The organism is Legionella parisiensis, assembly GCF_001467945.1.
Classification (GTDB): Bacteria; Pseudomonadota; Gammaproteobacteria; order Legionellales; family Legionellaceae; genus Legionella; species Legionella parisiensis.
This window is the reverse complement of the sequence record NZ_LNYQ01000013.1, coordinates 1,632,519-1,650,704: the sequence shown is the minus strand read 5'-3', so window position 1 is coordinate 1,650,704 and position 18,186 is coordinate 1,632,519. Positions and strand designations below refer to the sequence as shown.

The window sequence follows — 18,186 nt, the reverse complement described above, 5'->3', positions numbered from 1 at the left end:
TTATCCTAACTTCTCACCCATGTTTTAAAAAAGGAACGAGGCTCCTAAAGAAACTGTATTGGAGATATCTGGAGTAGTACTTGTATCCTCAAAGGTTTTAAACGCACCATAATCATGTTCATTTTCATATTCAACAAATAAATTTATGCCGGGTATCAGACGGTAATAGGGCCTTAAAGTATAACGCATTTGATTCAATCCACTGCCAATTTGAGCGTTAACCACCGTTTTGGTTGCTAAAATGCTGCGAATACCTGTTCTGATAAAGAAATTATTGGTAATTTGGGTATCTCGTGATAATTCAATATCAAATTTAGCACTGCCACCATAAAAATAAGTTCTTATATCGGTGTCAATGAAAAATGGCATTAACCCTTCCAGGCCAAGACCAGCTTGCCAATAAGGTCGCGTGGCAGGTTGATTAAAATAGTTTATTCCTCCTTTAACCGCCCAAAATTGAGTGATTAAATGCCAGTAAAATATATCAATATCAGCGTTTTCAACAGTGTTCCTATAAATTTCAGCGTCATTGATAAATAACTCCAGTTTATTATAGTCAGGACCATACATCCCTTTGTAAGTAAATTGTTGTGCATTATGGAAAGGATCGGCACCTACATCCAAAAAAGTAGCAAGCCAAAAGCCTCCACCATGAGCCATCGGATGCTTTACTAAATGCAAGTTAATTGGTCTGATTGCCTCATCGACCCGAATAATGGGACGATTATAATAATCAGTATTTTTCTCAATATCTTCTGGCTTAGCTTTATGTTCAACGATTTCAACTATGGTGGTATATTGAAAGACCCGGTTCATTCCAGCCATCATGTGATAAAGCATATGGCAATGGAAGAACCATTGGCCGCTTGCATCAGTATCTACATCAGCAGTTATGGTACCGCCCGGTGGAATATCAAGCGTGTGCTTCAAAGGATCAAAGGCATTCTTTCCTGTGCGTAGAATAAACCAATGACCATGAATATGCATCGGGTGATGCATCATGGACGTATTCGTAAAGACAAAACGATAACGTTTGCCCGGTTTTAAGGAGATGGGCTTAGCCTTATAACCGGGAACTCCGTTAATAAACCAAATAAATTGCCCCATGTAACCAAATAACTCCAAATTAATCACTCCTTCAACAGGTTTATTCGGATCATTGGTTGGAACTGCAGCAGTTAAATCGCGATAATTTGTTTCCAACGAAGTCATGTAGGATGAATCAGAAGGGGATATCGTATCTTTAAAGAGAGTTGGCTCTGTTGGCATGTGATGGTTCATTTTCATATTCATGGAATGACTCATAGGCATGTTATGGTCCATTTTCATGGAGTGCTTTTGCTGCCTTGAGGACTTTGATGGGTGCGGTTTTTGCTGATTCATAGGTAAGGTACCGTGATACATCCCGCCCATCATAATGTTCATCATTTCTCGAGTGACAGGAATGGGCTCATGAAAAGGTTTTACTTGGCTGTAGTCAACGATTTGATTTGGTACTGTTTTTAAAGCACCATATGCGGTGCCTACAGTATCTTTTGAACCTGTGTAAATAATATAGGGTTCATTTTTTTCTATTTTTATTAAAACATCATAAGTCTCAGCAGGCGAAATGATTAATTCTTCAAGGGAATAAGGCTTTACATTATTTCCATCAGCTTGTACGACTTTCATCATCGATCCAGGTATTTTGACGCGGAAAATCGTACTACTGCCAGCATCAATAAATCGCAGGCGTACGATATCGCCAACTTTCACCGGGGCGGTCCATGGATCCGCGTTAGTATGGCCATTCATTAGAAAAGCATCAAAAGCGACGTCACTGATATCATAAATGCTCATGCGCATTTGCTGCATGCTTTTATAATCATCAAGAAGGCTTTGTCGTTCTTTTTTAGATGCTTTTTGATAATCATGAATAAATTTGACTAGTGATGGTTGTAGTGGAAAACGAGGAGCATAATAATCCCCATCCTTTTTGAGATTCGCTAAAACCCGATCAGGCTTGGTATTAATCCAATCGGATAAAACGATCACATAATCTTTAGTATACGTATATGGGGGTACTTCCTTGGGATCAATCAAAAATGCTCCATATAAACCCTGTTGCTCCTCAAGGCCGGCGTGAGCATGGTACCAATACGTACCGGATTGTTTTAAAGTAAATTGATAGTGATAAACACCACCTGGCGGAATTTCAGTTTGAGATACACCTTCCACACCATCCATTTGCCAAGGCACCAATACACCATGCCAATGCAAGGCAGTTCCTTTATCAAGGTGGTTGTAAACATTAATCGTTACTTGATCTCCTTCTTTAAAATGTAAGGTAGGTGCAGGAATTTGATTATTTACAGCAATAGCTTGGGCTGGCTTCTTAGCAAAATAGACTGTTTTATAAGCAATGTTTAAATTGATGACTTTATGTGCTGCAAATGCAGAAAATGAGTACAAAAACGAAAAAAGGCATAAAAGAGAAATAAAATGAAGTTTCTTAATCTGAAAATTATGAATACTATCTATCATCCCTTTTTTCCTTACAATCAGACGAATGCCTCTGATCTTAAAGCAATCCTAAATTTTATAGACCTGTACAATACCATTTGCCTTATAAGGAAAATAGAGGGGATTTTGAATAAATATCAGAGACATCGAAAGTAGTTTACATATTTTTCAGCAATCCTCTGAACAGCACTCATAATGTTCTAGTCCTATACTGGGTTTCCTATTTTTAACTACTTCATTGCTTCAGCAATAAGCACATAAGATAAAAAAATCAGCGAAAGAAACTGGCTTAATATTTCATTAATAATTTTATGTCAAAATGGCTTTATTTTGCCCACATGTATTTTTCAGGATAGTAATTATGCAAAGTCATGAACAAATTAAAACCCTTCTTTCTACTGACAAATCTACCGCTTCCAAAGATGGTAAAACAGAAATTAGCACAAGCAGTAAAACTACAGTAGGTTCTATAGAAGATTTTCAGATGTCTGCGAAAACCGGTAAGGTATTAGTAGTCATAGGTGGAGGTACCGCTGCACTGACCTATCTCTACACCCAAGATATTGAAAAAGAGTATTCTCATGTACTGATATTAGGTGACCGAGGATATTGGGGTACTGCCGCGCACAGGCTAGCCCAACCTCATCATATTTTTGCTATGCCCCATGAACCAAGTTACGAATTTATTGATCCTGCTGAGCATGATCAGACAAAAAAGGTCTTACCACATCAGCCTATGTCAGCTTATGTACACTCTCACGATTACCAGTCCAGACTGATCGAACTTGAGAAAGCGACAGTAGAGTCTCTGCGCACTAAAGGAAAGCAGGTATTCATTGCCAGCAAAGAAAGAGTGAAAAATATCGAGAGAGAAAAAGATGATGGTCATTTAAAAATAGAAACTCTAAGTGGCCATTCTTTGGACGTAGATAAAATTATCATTGCAACTGGTGCTGGTCCTGCAAGGACGCTTGAGGAAAATTTACAAAAAGGTCTAAGCACACCTGATGCAAGGGCCAGAGTGTTAAACTATACCGATATTCTTACGCCCGGTGTGGAAAAGTGTAAAGATAAAACTGTTCTTGTTTATGGAGGAGGTGCAACTGCTGCATGGGCAATGGAAGTTGCTGCGCTTACTGCGAAACCAGTGGCTTGGGTAGGCCGTAGTGGTTTTGAATTAGCTATTGAGGCAGGCCCGAGGGTTAATGCAATTATCGTGAACAGTCGCTCAGTGCAACTCACTGGAGTGATCACATCTATTTCTTATGTTGCTGGAGATAAAGACCAGGATGGAAAACTTTTGATTGAAGTTTCCGAAAAAGAAAATGAACCACCTAAGCATAAGTTTACAGTGGATTATTTATTCAACTGTATTGGTCAAGAACCCTACGAATTAGGCGGGCTTCCTGAAATTATATCTGACGGCCTTAAAGATGAGATTACTCCTTATTTCGATAAAAATTGTGTTACCGGTGAAAAAGGGTGTAAATTAGGATGGTCTACCGCAAAAAATGATTTATTTATTATCGGAGCAGCACAAGGCACTTATTATAATAAAAGCAAAACCACGCCAACGTCTCCTACTGTTTCTAGCTTTTTACCTCGAAGCGGTCAAGTACCTATTACTATCGGAGGTGTTGTTTCGTCTGTATGTGCATTGACAAACTATATGCCGATTTCTCAAGATCCCGTTACACTAAAAGCAACTGTATCCAGTCTTAATGTCAATGTAATGAATGCAACGCAACTTGCAGTCTTTTTTACAGTGAGCTATCCTTCTGCTTCACCTGAAAAAATTAATCAAACTGTTATGGATCTAGTCAATGAGCGATCGAACACAGATTTTGGTTTATCCCCAGAACGATTTGAAGAGTTTCTCTATGAACGCTTTGGAGCTCTTCCAAATCCTGAGTATTGTCAAACGATGACTCAAAAAATTAGTAAACCTAAAGCAACGGGGATAGAAATTACAGAACTTACGACGGAGCCAAAAACAGGAATGGTGAAAAAAGCACAAGACGAGTACTGTACATCTGAAGCAGTTGATGTACTTAAGAAAAGTCCATTATTTAGATTTTTTAATAAATCTGTCTCCCAGAATAATACGGCTAAGGAAGATTCGTTTAGCGAGGCGGTTCGACTTCTTCCAAAAGTTGACGAAAATATCCGGTTACCTGTTATTGTTAAAAAAACGGTAGAATCAACTGAGAAAAATAAAGTTGAGGAGACAGTTCTGCCTCTCGTTTCAGTGCAAACTTTTTAATCGAATGTTGGGCTGAATTGGTTTAAGAGATATTTACTTAGCAAAGTTACATTTAAAAACAATCCGGAAACAAATATCTCTTTTTTTTATAATCAATACCGCTCAAATATAAAGGTATTTTTATGGAACATATACCGTTCACTGAATTTGTAAAATTAAGTAAAGAAGAGCTTATAGCGCTCAATCCCATACTGGCATTAATTGAGCAACAACAGCAAGATAAGGTTGAAACGGAGGCATATACCGCAGTTCTGGTAAACATTATTAAAAATATTGACTTGGGTGTATTAATCAGAGCGACTTTTACCTATCCAAAACTCGATGACTTTTGCAAACTGCCAGTTTTAACTCCTTTTTGGAATGAACGATGGCGCTTAAGTGGTCGAGGCCATAACCCCATAGATGAAGAAGATATAAACGATGATGAACCAGCAAAACCACATGAGTATAAGCCACAAGTAACATTACCTACTTTTGATTTGCTCAAAGGAATTTATATTTATGTTCAATACAAGTTTAACAATACTTCAGAGAATTCTCGTTATAGGTCCTATGCTCATGCTTATTTAAAATGTGCCGCACAACTTGGTTATTTTCCTGCACTCAATGCTATGTATCTAGATGCTTTTCAGGCGGGTAAATTGGATCAGGCTTTAATTTATGCACTACGTCTTGCAGAATTATACTGGACCCCTGGTTACTTGCTTCTTTGTCTCATCAATTATCAGGCGGATAACTATCAAGAAGCTTTATTAAATTTACTCGTCGCAGAAAAACTATTGCCGTTCTCTGGTGCCATGATTAATAATGCCTATCAAGGTGATTCTATCGAATCAATCTTAAGGGGTGCTGGATTGAATGATTTAACTACAGCCAAGCACTTTTTGGCTGAGCTTAGCCATTTACCGATGAGTTATGTTACCTCTTCGCTCTACAAACAAGCAAAAAAAATAACAGATAACATACTACAAAAATTCGATAAAGAGGAAGAAGTATTGAACGGTGCTGAAAAAAATACAACTTCTGCAATTACGATGCAATATTAAAGAGTGTTGGCAATGTCACGAACTGAACGATTATTAGACTTAATTCAGCTCTTAAGACGTCATCGTTTTCCAGTAAGCGGAGTATCACTTGCACAAGAGTTAGGGATTAGTCTTCGTACTTTGTATCGAGATATTTCTATGTTGAAAGGCCAGGGAGCTCCAATTGAGGGGGAGGCGGGTATGGGGTATGTGTTGCGTCCAGGATTTACTCTTCCTCCACTCATGTTTACAGCTGATGAAATCGAAGCCATAGTTCTTGGTTCTCGTTGGGTTGTAGATCGAACAGACAGCAAACTCAAAGTTGCTGCCCAAAATGCCTTAGCTAAAATCGCAGCTGTGCTTCCAAATGAATTACGTGAGCAATTAGATATCTCTGGGCTGCTCATTGCACCTGGAAATATCACTGAAAGCAGGGATGCAGATTTAATTTTGATTAGAAAAGCAATACGACTGGAGAAGAAACTTCAGTTGACTTATCAAGATGCAAATGAAAATTCTTCGCAACGAATCGTTTGGCCCTTGGCATTGGGATTTTTTGACCAAGTCCGAATCCTTATAGCGTGGTGTGAATTAAGACAGGATTTTCGCCACTTTCGAACTGATCGCCTTATTGAATTAAATCTCACAGAAACGAATTATCCTGAACGCCGTCTGGCTCTTTTAAAAAAATGGAAGGTGCTGACTATGAACAAGTCCAATTAATAAGTATCCTAACAAGTGGTATTAGAATAACTCGTGTCTTAGTGAATTTCTCGCTCAATGGTTCTTCGAGTACTCTATAATTCGATAGATGCTGGGCTTTAGCTCGGAGGTATAATTTGTTTAATCTGTAAGCCTTAATGTTCCGCACTCGTCAGTGGGATGTAGGGAATGAGAGATATTTAGCTTTTTAAAATATGTGAATATCTCGGGCTTAAAAGCCAAGCTTAAAGTGAAACAAAACTAAGATTTATTCTTCCTCGCCACGTTTATACATTTTCATTTTGGAGGAGCCATAAATTCAGAACCAATTGGGTTTGCAATAAATTGTTCAAGAATTGTATCAATTTGCTGCATGGCATCCGAATCAATGGTCCATCCCATTAACTCATTGACATTTGCAAATTGTTCAGGACTGTCTCGCATCCCAAAGAACCTTTATCCAAAACCCAGCAAATTGCAAGGGTCAATACTTTTTTATGGAAGTTTGCTTGAGCAAATTCGTTCAGTGCGGCAACGGCTTTAAGATACCTTGCCAATTGCGACGGTTGAAATTTTAGATCATTATTTCTTAAATCATCGCTTGGAAAATTGTGTATATGGAGTCATTTTCCCACTTAGAGTCCTCGACACACAGAAACGTAAGCCAAGGTAATGATCCCTTGTTTTTGAGTAAAAGGAAGAATCTTCTCTTCAATACCTCGCTCAAAAAGATGATAAGGCGGTTGCAAGGTACGTATCGGCCACTCCACATCCAACCACCAACAGCCCAAGTTCCTAAACAAATTCGCGATGCTTTTTGCTGTAAATTAGGAATTTGAATTATATCCATAAAATATCCCTGTGATTTTCCTATATCATGAAAATATATATCATAAAAACTTATTTATTCTTGTATTTATTTGTTTAAAAATAGAAACCCAAGGCGCTCTAAGTCTGCAATTTTAAAGAAAAATAGAGTAGGTTGCTTATTTAATGTTTGACTGTAAACGTGTTATTTCTGTGACCCCGCTCCAATCCTTGTTTTCCATATGATGAGCTAAGGCGATAATAAATTTATTCTTGATAATGTTGGCTATATCAGGAACAACTCCTACCTGAGCAAAAGCCTGTTGAAATAAGTTTATATCTTTCAGGCCTCCCTTCATATCAAAATTCACATCATCAAAGTTACGTTGTTTGATTTTATCGACATACAGTTCAAATGCGGGATGAGCAAATACAGAATGAAACAATGTATTAAGAATAGAGGTATCAACCTCACTTTTTTCAGCAAATGCATAGAGCTCTCCCATTGCCTCTATTGCCGTCACAAGGAAATAATTCATGCATATTTTAATTACATTTGCTTGAAAAGGATGCGAGCCTACAGAAATAACTTTGACGGAGTATGCCGCAAATATTGGTTTACACTGCTCAATGATTTCTTTCTGACCTGCAACGAGCGTAGTGAGCTCTCCTCGAGCAGCGACTTTAGGGACACCTAAAACATTTGCTGCAATATAGGTACTACCCTGTTTTTTATGCAACACACTTAATGTTTTCGATGTTTCGGGCAATATAGTTGATGTGCCTATATGAATAGCATGGGGGGACAACATAGGAACAAAACTTTCAGCTGTTTCTAAAACTGCATGATCATCAAGGAGGCAAGTAATGATAATTTTTGCATCTTTTACAGCTTCTTCAATGGTATTTGCGCCTATGGCGCCTGCTTTAACTATCGGTATCGCTTTTTCGGCTGTACGATTAAATACGGTTAATTTAAAATCAGCTGCCAATAATCGCTGAGCTAAAACTGAACCCATTTTGCCTAGACCAATTAACGTAATATTCATAACTACCCCTTGTTTTTTATTAATATTAGGGGACTGTCGCCAATTTGTCAGAGCCAAAAAGATGTACCGAAACACAGCATACCCTAAAGTAGGTGGGTATTGGAGCACATAAAATCGCACTTTTTAGCCAAGATAGTAGAATTGCTAATAGTCCCTGGAAGGTTAGTACAAATTGATTTATTTCTTAAAGAATACTATATAACTATTTCTATAATCATACATTTAGCGATAAATATCATGCTTAAATCATTTAAACATAACCTGAATCATGTTAGCGTTCCACCTTTTATATACGGTACTGCTTGGAAAAAAGAGAAAACCCAAATGCTAACTCTTCAGGCATTGGAAAATGGATATCTTGGGATTGATACAGCAAATCAGCTGAAACATTATTTTGAAGAGGGTGTTGGGCTTGGGATCCAACAATTCTTAAAAAACACAGGGAAAAGTCGGGGTGATTTATTTTTGCAAACAAAATTTACTCCTGCCTCTAGTCAAGATCATAACAAACCTTACAATGAAACCGATTCTTATAGTAATCAAGTGAGACAATCGTTTTTAAGTTCTTTAGATCATTTACAAACTGATTATATTGATTCTTATATACTTCATGGGCCCACTTATTATTCTAAAGTTGTACAAGATGATTTAGATATTTGGAAGGCTATGGAGGATTTGTATTATGAAGGGAAAGTCAGGTTACTTGGTGTTTCCAATGTGGATCTGGAACAACTGAAAGTCCTTTATAATGCGGCTGTTATCAAACCGTCACTGGTACAAAATCGATGTTTTGCAAGCAGTTACTGGGATTTCTCCATTCGATCATTTTGTAAAAAGCACAACATACTTTATCAGGGATTTTCCTTATTGACAGCAAATCAATCTTATTTACTCACTAATAAAATGCATGAGATTGCTACCCAATATAAGAAATCAATACCACAAATTATTTTTCGATTTGCCTTGCAAATTGGGATAGTGCCCTTGACAGGTACAAGCAATCAGCAGCATATGAAAGAAGACTTAGATTTGGATTCATTTGAACTTTCTTCAGATGTAGTAAAACTCATTGAAGAAATTAACAAAAGTTAATTTCTCCTGACAAAAACTGTCACCAAATTGGATTAGACTGAAATTTCTCTAATGCAATTAATAAAGTATTATGAATAAAAATTGACTTGCTGTTGCTCCAGCAGAGCATGTTCTTTTAGGTAAACATATGGGATATGTGCATGTTTGTCATGGAACACTTGTCCCCTTAAAACGTATTCAACCGAATGACTCTATTGAAGTTCTTTACAGCGATAGGGATTGTAAACTCTGGCGAATCGTATCAAGTTAAAATAAATGAAAATTTTCATCCTTTTCGACGAGAAGTACAATGGGCCAGAGCGAGCGAAAACGATAAATTAATTATAGCTACTGCCATGCTGGCTTAAGGTTTATAACAATAAAAAAGCGAGTACATTTATGAGACAAATTACACCGGAACTTATTAAAGTCGAAGCATTTAACGTTGTGGGACTGAGAGAGAGGACCAAAAATATCAATGAATTTAATCCTCAAACAGCAAAATTACCTGCGCTTTGGGACAGATTCCATCAGTCACAAATAGCTGCTCAAAAACCTAATTCACTGATTTATGGGGTTTATTCTGATTATGAATCAGATGATAAGGGGTTTTATACAGTTACTGCCGGGATAGAGATTAATGATTCGAAAACAATAAGTTATGGTTCTAGTGTCAGTATAAAAAAAGGGAATTATCTTATTTTTAAAAATACTGGTCCAATGCCAGAAACAATTATTAAAACCTGGCAGGCAGTTTGGAGTTTTTTTGATACACAATCCAATATTTCCAGAGCGTATGAGACAGATTTTGAAGTATATATGGGGCAAGAACAGTGTGCTATTTATATTGGTGTCAATATGTCTTCACAGTAAAGTTTATTGTGTGTATTTTTTAATCGTGATAGATCATTTTTGTCTTTAAAATTAATGGAGTAATTACGATTGTTCAGTATTTTTTAGGACAATTTATTTCTTCAAACTGGATGTATTAAAGTCAGAGTTCCAGGACTGGTAAATTGGTGCTGGTGTCGCACACAAATGATTCTCATTTTTATTATATCTTGTCGTAAAAAACAAAATTAATTCCGGAAACCGTAGTTATTGAGATGATGAGTGGTCTGAGAGTGAAAAAAATTTATTTGTTCCATCAATGTCTTCACAATGTTACAGAACAGTACCCTACACTAAAGTAGGTATTGAAAACTTATAATAGGCGAAGAGGATTATGTTATTTCCTTTTTAAATACGATCAAGGTATATAACCATCCTCATTTCCTCTATCTTGATCCAGGCACAGATCTTGATGAAGTTGTTAGGGCTTTATAAGGTCAAGAGTCAAAATTTTGTATATAAATAACTAATTATTCTGGTGCGGGATAACAAAACCAGTCAAGAAAAGGATCTCTGCCCCAGCTTTACTTCATGAAAGGATAAAAAAATGTTACTTCATGCTTGTTATAAAACATGTTAGTAAGGAAAGAGTTAGGTATTTTTTGAAATTGTTTTAGTGTAGACAACTCAATTTTACCTTGTAATTTTATAGTAAAAATCATTTGCTTTGCTTTCTCAGATTCTATCCATTTCATAATGAGTGCATAAGCACGATCAGGATAGCATGCTACATCAGATAAAACCCAATCATAATTTTGTGCCAATTGAGCCGGCTCTAGAGCAAAAGCACTTTGTTGTAAGGTGGTAACGCGCGGTAGTTGTGCAATTTTAGGATCTAATAACGCTTTATCTACTGCAGTTACTGACGCGCCTAAAGAGTGCAAGACATACGTCCATCCTCCGGGTGAAGCACCTAAATCGAGAGCTTTATCACCTGGTTTGGGATATTCCCCTAAAAGAGTGAGTGCTTCCCAAAGTTTTAAGTAGGCTCTATTGGGGGGATTTATTTTATCTTCAATAAAATCGCATTTTCCTTGAGGCCATTTTTTTTGGCGTTTTGCGCTATAAATCAATGTATTATTATCTAACAGACTGAAAGCACCAATTGATGGAATTTCAGACTCAATGGGGAAATGACGTAGGAGGGGAGGAAGTTTACGTAATTGTTCTTCGATTAATCGTGAGCGTCTTATATGAGAAATAGGGTGTAAGTACCAGAATTTCCCTGCTTGGCGTAAAATTCTCACCGCTTCAGAGATAGATTGAAATGTTACTTTTTGCGGTTTCAACCAAATATCTTGGGCAAAACAGACATCCCGTTTTTTATGAGAAGAAAAGATTAAATCTTCTGTAGCATAGGAAACATTGTCCAATTCTTCAGAAAGAAGTGGAAGAAATTCCGGTTTGATGACATAGACAGCTGCAATTTCTTTTTTCATAAATTGAATCTAAAATTTAGTGTAAAAGCGCAAATATTTTACCATTATGAGCCTGTGAGAAACGAGTCATGCAGATAAAAAAAGTAAAAATAATATTTATGACTCATTTGTACTATACTGAATGTGGTTAAAGCAGGGATATAAAATAAAGGAATTAAAGATGGAAAAGAAAACCGTTCTTATTACAGGGGCTCTCGCTGGAATTGGCAAAGCAACCGCTTTTGCATTTGCCCAGGAAGGTGCAAATATAGTAATTTCTGGGCGTAAGCAAGAGTTAGGAGAGGCGTTAGCAAAAGACCTCAGCGCTCTTGGTGTGGATGTGATGTTTATTCGAACTGATGTGCGCTATGATAATGAGGTGAAAGAGCTTATAGAGAGAACCGTAAAGCGTTTTGGTCGTTTGGATGTGGCGGTTAATAATGCTGGAACCGAAGGTATAGCTGGGCCATTTATAGATCAGACTATAGAAAATTATCACTCCATTTTTGATACAAATGTATTTGGCGTTTTTTTATGCATAAAGCATGAGCTAAAGGCGATGATGCCGCAAGGCTCCGGATGTATCATTAATCTTTCATCAATTGCCGGTCAAAAAGGAGTCCCAGGGGCGTCTATTTATTGTGCTTCGAAGCATGCGGTTGAAGGATTTACAAAAGTTGCGGCGCTTGAAGCATCAGTTGCTAATGTCCGTGTTAATGCGGTTGCCCCCGGTCCGATCAATACAGATATGCTCGATCGCTTCACAGGTACAGAAGAAAACAAAGCTGCTTTTCTGGAGTCAGTTCCTTTAAAGCGTGCGGGTCTTCCTGAAGAAATCGCACACACTATCGTTTTTTTGGCTTCAGATAAGGCAGCTTATATTACCGGAAAAGTGATTGTAGTAGATGGTGGTGTCCTTTAACTTAAGCAACACTATAGAATTCTTTTAAAATTCGTGCTGCTGACAATGCAGTGCTATGGGTATGATCGAGCTCCGGAATGAGTTCGCTTATATCCATTCCAATAAAAGTGAAGTGCTGGTGCAAAATATGGAGTAAATAAAGGATCTGATTTATGTCAGGCCCTCCTGGGTAAGGACTCTCTACAGCTGGCGCGCATGCAGGATTTAATCCATCGAGATCAATAGACAAATAGAGGTATTTTAGTCCGCTAAATTGAGTGATAATTTTTTGTGATAAAACTTCCATTTGGGTATTGTAAAATTCGCTTCCCATAATAACTCCTATGTCAGGATGGTAGTGAGATAATGCTGAAGCTTCACTTTCAGTAAATTGACGGATACCCATTAACATAATTTGACGAGGAGTTAATGATGGCAGCAGAAAACCATGATGTAATATAGAGCTATATGAAAGCGTATCTTGAGCTTCACAATCAGGATGCGCATCGAGATAGATTACTCCATATTCCTTTGGTATCACTTGATCTAAGGCTTTCATCGCAGCATATTTAATAATATGATCGCCACCTAAACAGATAGGCTTCTTGTTATTTCTGATTAATTCATAAAAACATGTTGATACGATTTCGATTTCATTTGCTAAAGTATGATCTGTTATTTCCAAATTTCCTGCATCCCAAAGCGCATCCCCAGATTTGAAGTTTTCTGGAAGTGAATACAACCTATTATCAATTGTACGAATAAAATCTGCTGAAAACTCAGTTTGTTTTGACTTACAAGAAAAAGTTGGTGCTGTGCCTGCACATTGTGTATTTACCCCAAAAATTACCGCTTTGGCTTTTTCATAATCCAAGCAAGTAGCATAATTCAACTGGGCCATTTTGTACCTCCCGAGGTTAAGATTTTAAATAAAGGGGGTATTGTAATTTGAGATTTTTGATATGTATAATTCATTATTTTAATAAATTGATAAATTATTTTGATATTGCTCGATCCTCAATTGATTGCTTTTGAAGCGATTGTTCGCGAAGGTACAGTGCATGCTGCCGCAGAATCACTTTTTTTAACGCAAACAGCAGTTACCCAACGATTACGTCAGTTAGAACAAAAACTAAAGATTACATTATTTATCCGTAGCCGTCGTGGTATGCAATTAACTCCAGAAGGAGAGCAGTTGCATCGTTATTGTCAGCGCGTAGCAGAAATGGGTTGTTCGGTATTAACAAGTATTCAAGGTGCTGGAACTTTATCGAATTTACGAATCAAAATTGCAGGCCCAACAAGTGTGATGCGCTCACGTATAATCCCTCAATGCAGGGAAATAATGAAAACATTTCCTAAATTGTATCTGTCATTTTTAATTGATGACAGTATGGATATCAGTCATCAACTCAAGTCTGGTACCTTTGATTTAGTAGTATTGTCGCCAGAGCAAGTGACGCAGGAAATGATAAGTAAACCATTACAGCCAGAGCACTATTTGTTAGTCTGTTCGGCGAAATGGAAACATCGTAGACTTACAGATATCATCTCCAAGGAAAAAATAATTGACTTTGGACAAGATGATCAAATGACTTTTTCTTATTTGAAAAAATATGATTTATTAAAATTCGTTCAAACAGAGAGACATTTTGTCAATAATACAGAAAGTATTGCGCAATTATTTATTAGTGAATTAGGTTATGGTGTTCTATCTAAAGAATTTGCCGATCCCTATATTGACTCAGGCGAATTACTCGTCATTAATGAACATAAATCATACACTAATAATCTCTCCTTAGGGTGGTATCCAAGACCTGAACAACCAGACTATTTTTCTGCTATATTACAAGCCATTAAATAATTGGATATATATTTTTTAATTATTTACTACCTTAAAGTTTATCCCTACAGGGAACTTTAAAAATCAAATATTATCTAAAGTTTAAATAGGATGAACCATAAATCTATAAGATTTGATGCTGATGAAAAAGACAATGAGTCTTTTTCATCAAACATTATTTATTCTACATACACAGTACTGGCGGCTGGACCATCATTACTTTTTGCTTCAACAAAAGACACTCTTTTTCCAACCTCTAATTTATTAAAATCATAGTCGATGACACTTTTACTGGTAAACCGAAGTCTTCTACCATCAATTGTTTCAATAAAACCATAGTCAGCAATAGGGGCGATTTCGCGGATAAATCCCTCAGGAGGTTGCTCGTGATGTTTTACTTCCCCCCGTTGTTTATGAACGTATTTTTTAAGTTGTCGAGTCATAGCAAGAAATTTATCTCTGATTGCAACATAAACGTCTTCATGAGCATGATTTTCTGCAAGATCTCGATTGACTACCAACTCTGCATTGGGAACCATAAGATCAATACGTACATGATAAATTTTCCCTTTATTATGATGTCTATGCGTTTCAATACTTACATTACAATTTATAATTCCATCAAAATACTTCGCTAATTTTTCAGCATGTTTGCGTGCATTATCCTCTATAGCTTGAGAGTGCCTTAGATTATTAAATACTATTTGTATAGGAAAATGTGCTGAATTTTTCATTGTTTGCTCCTTATATCGTATACATCAATATCGTTTTAAAGCTATGTTCTTTGTCTTGCTTCTTTTTTTTGTTGAAGCTTAACCACATCAACTACGTTGACCATTGTTTCAGCCAAAATTTCAATAAAATCATCTAGGGTAATTATGCCTATGAGGGAGTTCTCATTATCAACAACTGGTAAACGGCGGATTTTTTTTGAATGCATCATGTCAAGTGCGTCAAAAAGGCTGTCATTTTCAAAAATACAAGTAAAGGGTTCTGTGAGAATATCTCGGACTAACAAAGAGTCAGGCTTAACTCCAGCTGCCATGACTTCAATAACCAAATCACGATCGGTAACAATGCCTATAGGCACTTTTTTATTCTCTTGTTCCTCAAGTAAAATCAAGTCACCAACATGATACGAGCGCATGAGTTCTGCAGCATTTTTTACTGATTCATTTCCATTGATAACAACTACATTTCGGTTACAGTATTCGCCAACTCTCATAAAGGTCTCCCAAAATAATAGTTGTACTAGTTTTGCTTCATAAACAAAGTACTTTACTAAAAAGAAAAGCACTCCATATTCACTACGTCGAACTACGAATTGACCGCAGGGAAAACGAAAAGTTAAATAAATTTTATTATTTGTTTTTAGTATAGTATATAAAACCAGAACCCGAGTTGATTCAATCGAATTAGTCTTTTTTTTATGCCGATATAGAAGATATATGTGGTTGATTTTTGAAGATTTTATAGTGAAACAAGTAAAGATTAACCAGTAAAAATAATAGTGTTAAGCCCAAAGAAAAAAACAAATTAACTCCCAATAGAATTAGAATTGATAATGCTGAAATGGAGCGTATTAATTCAGGAATTAAGATTTTCTGTTTGCCATTGGCGACTGAGCCAAGTATGTAAAGGGTAAACAGGATAAATAAACCTAAAAACCAAGAAATTAGTGTATTCGATGTGAATGTAAGCGAAAGATAAGCATATGAGATGATTGCAAGTCCTAAGTTTAATAGCATATACAATTTTGGAGAGGTGCGATTTTTAGAGTTAACATTTCTTTTTGGGATGTTTTGATTTTGGTTTTGTAAATGATAAATTATCCATTCTGGGGGCATAAAAAAAGCTTTAATCATGTCTAGTTTGTTTTTTAGATTTTTCCCGTAATACACTACATCTTTAATCACTTTAATGTTGGCATAAAAGGGATTCCATGAATCTAAAGGCTCGGTTACTCCGTATTCTACAGGAGAGTTTTCTGGTTCGAAGGTTCCAAAGAGCTTATCCCAAATAATTAAACTTCCTGCATAGTTTTTATCTATATATTGCGGGTTTTTCCCATGATGTACTCTATGATGAGACGGCGTGTTAAATATTTTTTCAAACCACCCCATGCGCTTAATCGATTCAGTATGGATCCAAAACTGATAAATAGTATTTAACGAAGAAACGATGACAAACATCCAAGTTGGAAAACCAATTAAGGCTAGAGGGAGATAAAAAATCCAGGACGTTAGTGTTTGCCAATATCCCTGTCTTAACGCGACCGATAGATTAAAACATTCGCTTTGGTGATGAACAGAATGACCTATCCAAAAAAAAGTACACCGGTGGCTTGCTCGATGATACCAGTAGTAACAAAAATCAGCACTAAGCCACAGTATAAACCATGAACTAATCGAATGCGGGTCAATAGAAAAAAAAGCGAAGTGTTCGTATAAATAATAATAACCGAATATTACGAGCCCTCTTACCGGCAAAGTGGCAATTTCCTCAAATATACCGGTCGTGAAATTATTTATAGAATCATTGAATTGATATACATTTGATTTTTTATAATAGGCGAAAGTCCACTCAATACCTATTAAAATCAAGAATATAGGCGCAGCAAATACTATTAAACTAATATCCATATTAATCCTTTAACTCAGGCTGAACAAAATAACTATTATTTTCTTTCGATTATATTTAGATTGTAAATCCTGAAATTATTATTTACCAATTTTTTAAAGTTTAAATGTGGGCTTAAAGTATTTTCGCTATGAACTTAAGAATTTGTGAAGCTCTGAGCAAAAAATTTCAATTTCAGTTTCAGTATTGTAATAGTGTACAGATGCAAAACATACTCGCATCCTGGCGTTTCCTTTTTTATTTTTTCTATATCAGTTGTTCCATATTTTAACTCTGATTTTTTACTCTATATACTTAATTTACTTCGTCAAACTCGTATGAATTTAAAAAATTGATGAATTCAGTTTCATATCCCATGCAAGCAGGTAAATGGGCAACAGAGCTAATGGTATATTTAACAGGGATTTCTGAGGATGTATTATTTAACGCTTGGGGATTAACAAAGCAGTAATCGATTCCAAAATCTCTTGCTCCATAACCGTCACTAATAATGGAATCACCTACCATTAACATCGAATGCTTCTCAATAGAATGTTTGCGCCTGTTCGTAATTTCTTGCACAGCGATATTAAAAATTTCTATATTTGGTTTAGCTACGCCAACATCATCAGAAACAATATAACAATCAAACCAATCATTTAATTGCAGCCGCTTCTGTTTTTTCTCCTGAACTTCGACAAAACCATTTGTGATAATACCTAAAATATGTCCTTTTTGGTGTAAAAACTCAATAGCAGTTTTGACTTTAGGTATCCAATGAGTATGGATGCAAAGATTCCTATCATACTCATTTGCGACTTCTTCCGCAGATACAGTGCAAGAAAGCTTTGTATTTAATTGCACAAATCGTAGCAATCTCACGTCACTTGGCATTAGTGCGTTTTCTTTGGCTCCAACCTGATTCCATAAAAGGGTGTTAATTTCCTTATAAATCTGCTCAAAAACAGGATATTCCATTGCGGGGTAGAATTTTTCATAAATATTCTTTAAACCCATTCTTTGAGAATAAGCAAAATCGATTAGTGTATCATCTAGATCAAATAAAATAACTTGATAGGGCATTCATGAATCCTG

The 18,186-nt window shown here is 36.3% G+C and carries 17 protein-coding genes; 7 read left to right on the top strand and 10 right to left on the bottom strand.

Annotated features, from left to right (window positions below; genetic code table 11):
* Nucleotides 1–24 precede the first annotated feature (24 nt).
* Nucleotides 25–2,523 (bottom strand): multicopper oxidase domain-containing protein, encoded by a 2,499-nt coding sequence (locus tag Lpar_RS13395; RefSeq protein ID WP_058518400.1) that lies wholly within the window; start codon nt 2,521–2,523, stop codon nt 25–27.
* Nucleotides 2,524–2,863: 340 nt separating this feature from the next.
* Here Lpar_RS13395 and Lpar_RS13390 point away from each other — a divergent pair, with 340 nt between their 5' ends.
* From Lpar_RS13390 to Lpar_RS13380, 3 genes are all read left to right on the top strand, one after another.
* Complete coding sequence (locus Lpar_RS13390; protein WP_058518399.1) at nt 2,864–4,765, top strand: FAD-dependent oxidoreductase; 1,902 nt, start codon at nt 2,864–2,866, stop codon at nt 4,763–4,765.
* A gap of 122 nt (nt 4,766–4,887) precedes the next feature.
* Nucleotides 4,888–5,811, top strand: a complete 924-nt coding sequence (locus Lpar_RS13385) for a DUF5630 domain-containing protein (protein ID WP_058518398.1) — start codon at nt 4,888–4,890, stop codon at nt 5,809–5,811.
* 12 nt (nt 5,812–5,823) lie between these two features.
* Nucleotides 5,824–6,513, top strand: coding sequence for a helix-turn-helix transcriptional regulator (locus Lpar_RS13380; protein WP_058518397.1), 690 nt, complete (start codon nt 5,824–5,826; stop codon nt 6,511–6,513).
* A gap of 276 nt (nt 6,514–6,789) precedes the next feature.
* Here Lpar_RS13380 and Lpar_RS18895 read toward each other — a convergent pair whose 3' ends face one another.
* The 3 genes from Lpar_RS18895 to Lpar_RS13370 all read right to left on the bottom strand — a co-directional run bounded on the left by Lpar_RS18895 (nt 6,790) and on the right by Lpar_RS13370 (nt 8,348).
* On the bottom strand, nt 6,790–6,936 hold the full coding sequence (locus Lpar_RS18895; protein ID WP_156416207.1) for a hypothetical protein: 147 nt from the start codon (nt 6,934–6,936) through the stop codon (nt 6,790–6,792).
* A 191-nt stretch (nt 6,937–7,127) separates the two neighbouring features.
* A complete protein-coding gene (locus Lpar_RS19030) occupies nt 7,128–7,295 on the bottom strand; it encodes a hypothetical protein (protein WP_162264348.1) in 168 nt (55 codons plus the stop codon).
* 183 nt (nt 7,296–7,478) lie between these two features.
* Nucleotides 7,479–8,348 (bottom strand): NAD(P)-dependent oxidoreductase, encoded by an 870-nt coding sequence (locus tag Lpar_RS13370; RefSeq protein WP_058518395.1) that lies wholly within the window; start codon nt 8,346–8,348, stop codon nt 7,479–7,481.
* 237 nt (nt 8,349–8,585) lie between these two features.
* Between Lpar_RS13370 and Lpar_RS13365 the strand changes: the two genes are divergently transcribed.
* A complete protein-coding gene (locus tag Lpar_RS13365) occupies nt 8,586–9,440 on the top strand; it encodes an aldo/keto reductase family protein (protein WP_058519276.1) in 855 nt (284 codons plus the stop codon).
* Between the two features lie 378 nt (nt 9,441–9,818).
* Nucleotides 9,819–10,292 carry a GyrI-like domain-containing protein gene (locus Lpar_RS19415; protein ID WP_065236074.1) on the top strand — a complete coding sequence of 158 codons (474 nt, stop codon included), beginning with the start codon at nt 9,819–9,821 and terminating at the stop codon, nt 10,290–10,292.
* Between the two features lie 542 nt (nt 10,293–10,834).
* On the opposite strand, the gene Lpar_RS13355 is transcribed toward Lpar_RS19415, so the two are convergent.
* Nucleotides 10,835–11,749, bottom strand: coding sequence for an SAM-dependent methyltransferase (locus Lpar_RS13355; RefSeq protein WP_058518394.1), 915 nt, complete (start codon nt 11,747–11,749; stop codon nt 10,835–10,837).
* Between the two features lie 160 nt (nt 11,750–11,909).
* Between Lpar_RS13355 and Lpar_RS13350 the strand changes: the two genes are divergently transcribed.
* Nucleotides 11,910–12,650 carry an SDR family NAD(P)-dependent oxidoreductase gene (locus Lpar_RS13350; RefSeq protein WP_058518393.1) on the top strand — a complete coding sequence of 247 codons (741 nt, stop codon included), beginning with the start codon at nt 11,910–11,912 and terminating at the stop codon, nt 12,648–12,650.
* Between the two features lies 1 nt (nt 12,651).
* Here the strand turns inward: Lpar_RS13350 and Lpar_RS13345 are convergent, their stop codons facing one another.
* Entirely contained in the window at nt 12,652–13,530 is an 879-nt protein-coding gene (locus Lpar_RS13345; RefSeq protein ID WP_058518392.1) for an arginase family protein, read from the bottom strand.
* A 99-nt stretch (nt 13,531–13,629) separates the two neighbouring features.
* Here Lpar_RS13345 and Lpar_RS13340 point away from each other — a divergent pair, with 99 nt between their 5' ends.
* Nucleotides 13,630–14,493, top strand: coding sequence for a LysR family transcriptional regulator (locus Lpar_RS13340; protein WP_058518391.1), 864 nt, complete (start codon nt 13,630–13,632; stop codon nt 14,491–14,493).
* Between the two features lie 158 nt (nt 14,494–14,651).
* Here Lpar_RS13340 and Lpar_RS13335 read toward each other — a convergent pair whose 3' ends face one another.
* The 4 genes from Lpar_RS13335 to Lpar_RS13320 all read right to left on the bottom strand — a co-directional run bounded on the left by Lpar_RS13335 (nt 14,652) and on the right by Lpar_RS13320 (nt 18,174).
* Entirely contained in the window at nt 14,652–15,206 is a 555-nt protein-coding gene (locus tag Lpar_RS13335; protein WP_058518390.1) for an HPF/RaiA family ribosome-associated protein, read from the bottom strand.
* Nucleotides 15,207–15,247: 41 nt separating this feature from the next.
* Complete coding sequence (locus Lpar_RS13330; RefSeq protein WP_058518389.1) at nt 15,248–15,697, bottom strand: CBS domain-containing protein; 450 nt, start codon at nt 15,695–15,697, stop codon at nt 15,248–15,250.
* 202 nt (nt 15,698–15,899) lie between these two features.
* Nucleotides 15,900–17,114 carry a sterol desaturase family protein gene (locus Lpar_RS13325; RefSeq protein ID WP_058518388.1) on the bottom strand — a complete coding sequence of 405 codons (1,215 nt, stop codon included), beginning with the start codon at nt 17,112–17,114 and terminating at the stop codon, nt 15,900–15,902.
* Nucleotides 17,115–17,406: 292 nt separating this feature from the next.
* A complete protein-coding gene (locus Lpar_RS13320; RefSeq protein ID WP_058518387.1) occupies nt 17,407–18,174 on the bottom strand; it encodes an HAD family hydrolase in 768 nt (255 codons plus the stop codon).
* Nucleotides 18,175–18,186 lie beyond the last annotated feature (12 nt).

Bases quoted from the DNA above. Each gene is read 5' to 3' on its own strand.
- Lpar_RS13345 (WP_058518392.1), bottom strand. From the start codon at position 13,530: ATGGCCCAGTTGAATTATGCTACTTGCTTGGATTATGAAAAAGCCAAA.
- Lpar_RS13380 (WP_058518397.1), top strand. From the start codon at position 5,824: ATGTCACGAACTGAACGATTATTAGACTTAATTCAGCTCTTAAGACGT.
- Lpar_RS13395 (WP_058518400.1), bottom strand. From the start codon at position 2,523: ATGATAGATAGTATTCATAATTTTCAGATTAAGAAACTTCATTTTATT.
- Lpar_RS13350 (WP_058518393.1), top strand. From the start codon at position 11,910: ATGGAAAAGAAAACCGTTCTTATTACAGGGGCTCTCGCTGGAATTGGC.
- Lpar_RS13365 (WP_058519276.1), top strand. From the start codon at position 8,586: ATGCTTAAATCATTTAAACATAACCTGAATCATGTTAGCGTTCCACCT.
- Lpar_RS18895 (WP_156416207.1), bottom strand. From the start codon at position 6,936: ATGCGAGACAGTCCTGAACAATTTGCAAATGTCAATGAGTTAATGGGA.
- Lpar_RS13330 (WP_058518389.1), bottom strand. From the start codon at position 15,697: ATGAGAGTTGGCGAATACTGTAACCGAAATGTAGTTGTTATCAATGGA.
- Lpar_RS19415 (WP_065236074.1), top strand. From the start codon at position 9,819: ATGAGACAAATTACACCGGAACTTATTAAAGTCGAAGCATTTAACGTT.
- Lpar_RS13320 (WP_058518387.1), bottom strand. From the start codon at position 18,174: ATGCCCTATCAAGTTATTTTATTTGATCTAGATGATACACTAATCGAT.
- Lpar_RS13385 (WP_058518398.1), top strand. From the start codon at position 4,888: ATGGAACATATACCGTTCACTGAATTTGTAAAATTAAGTAAAGAAGAG.
- Lpar_RS13335 (WP_058518390.1), bottom strand. From the start codon at position 15,206: ATGAAAAATTCAGCACATTTTCCTATACAAATAGTATTTAATAATCTA.
- Lpar_RS13325 (WP_058518388.1), bottom strand. From the start codon at position 17,114: ATGGATATTAGTTTAATAGTATTTGCTGCGCCTATATTCTTGATTTTA.
- Lpar_RS13370 (WP_058518395.1), bottom strand. From the start codon at position 8,348: ATGAATATTACGTTAATTGGTCTAGGCAAAATGGGTTCAGTTTTAGCT.
- Lpar_RS13355 (WP_058518394.1), bottom strand. From the start codon at position 11,749: ATGAAAAAAGAAATTGCAGCTGTCTATGTCATCAAACCGGAATTTCTT.
- Lpar_RS13390 (WP_058518399.1), top strand. From the start codon at position 2,864: ATGCAAAGTCATGAACAAATTAAAACCCTTCTTTCTACTGACAAATCT.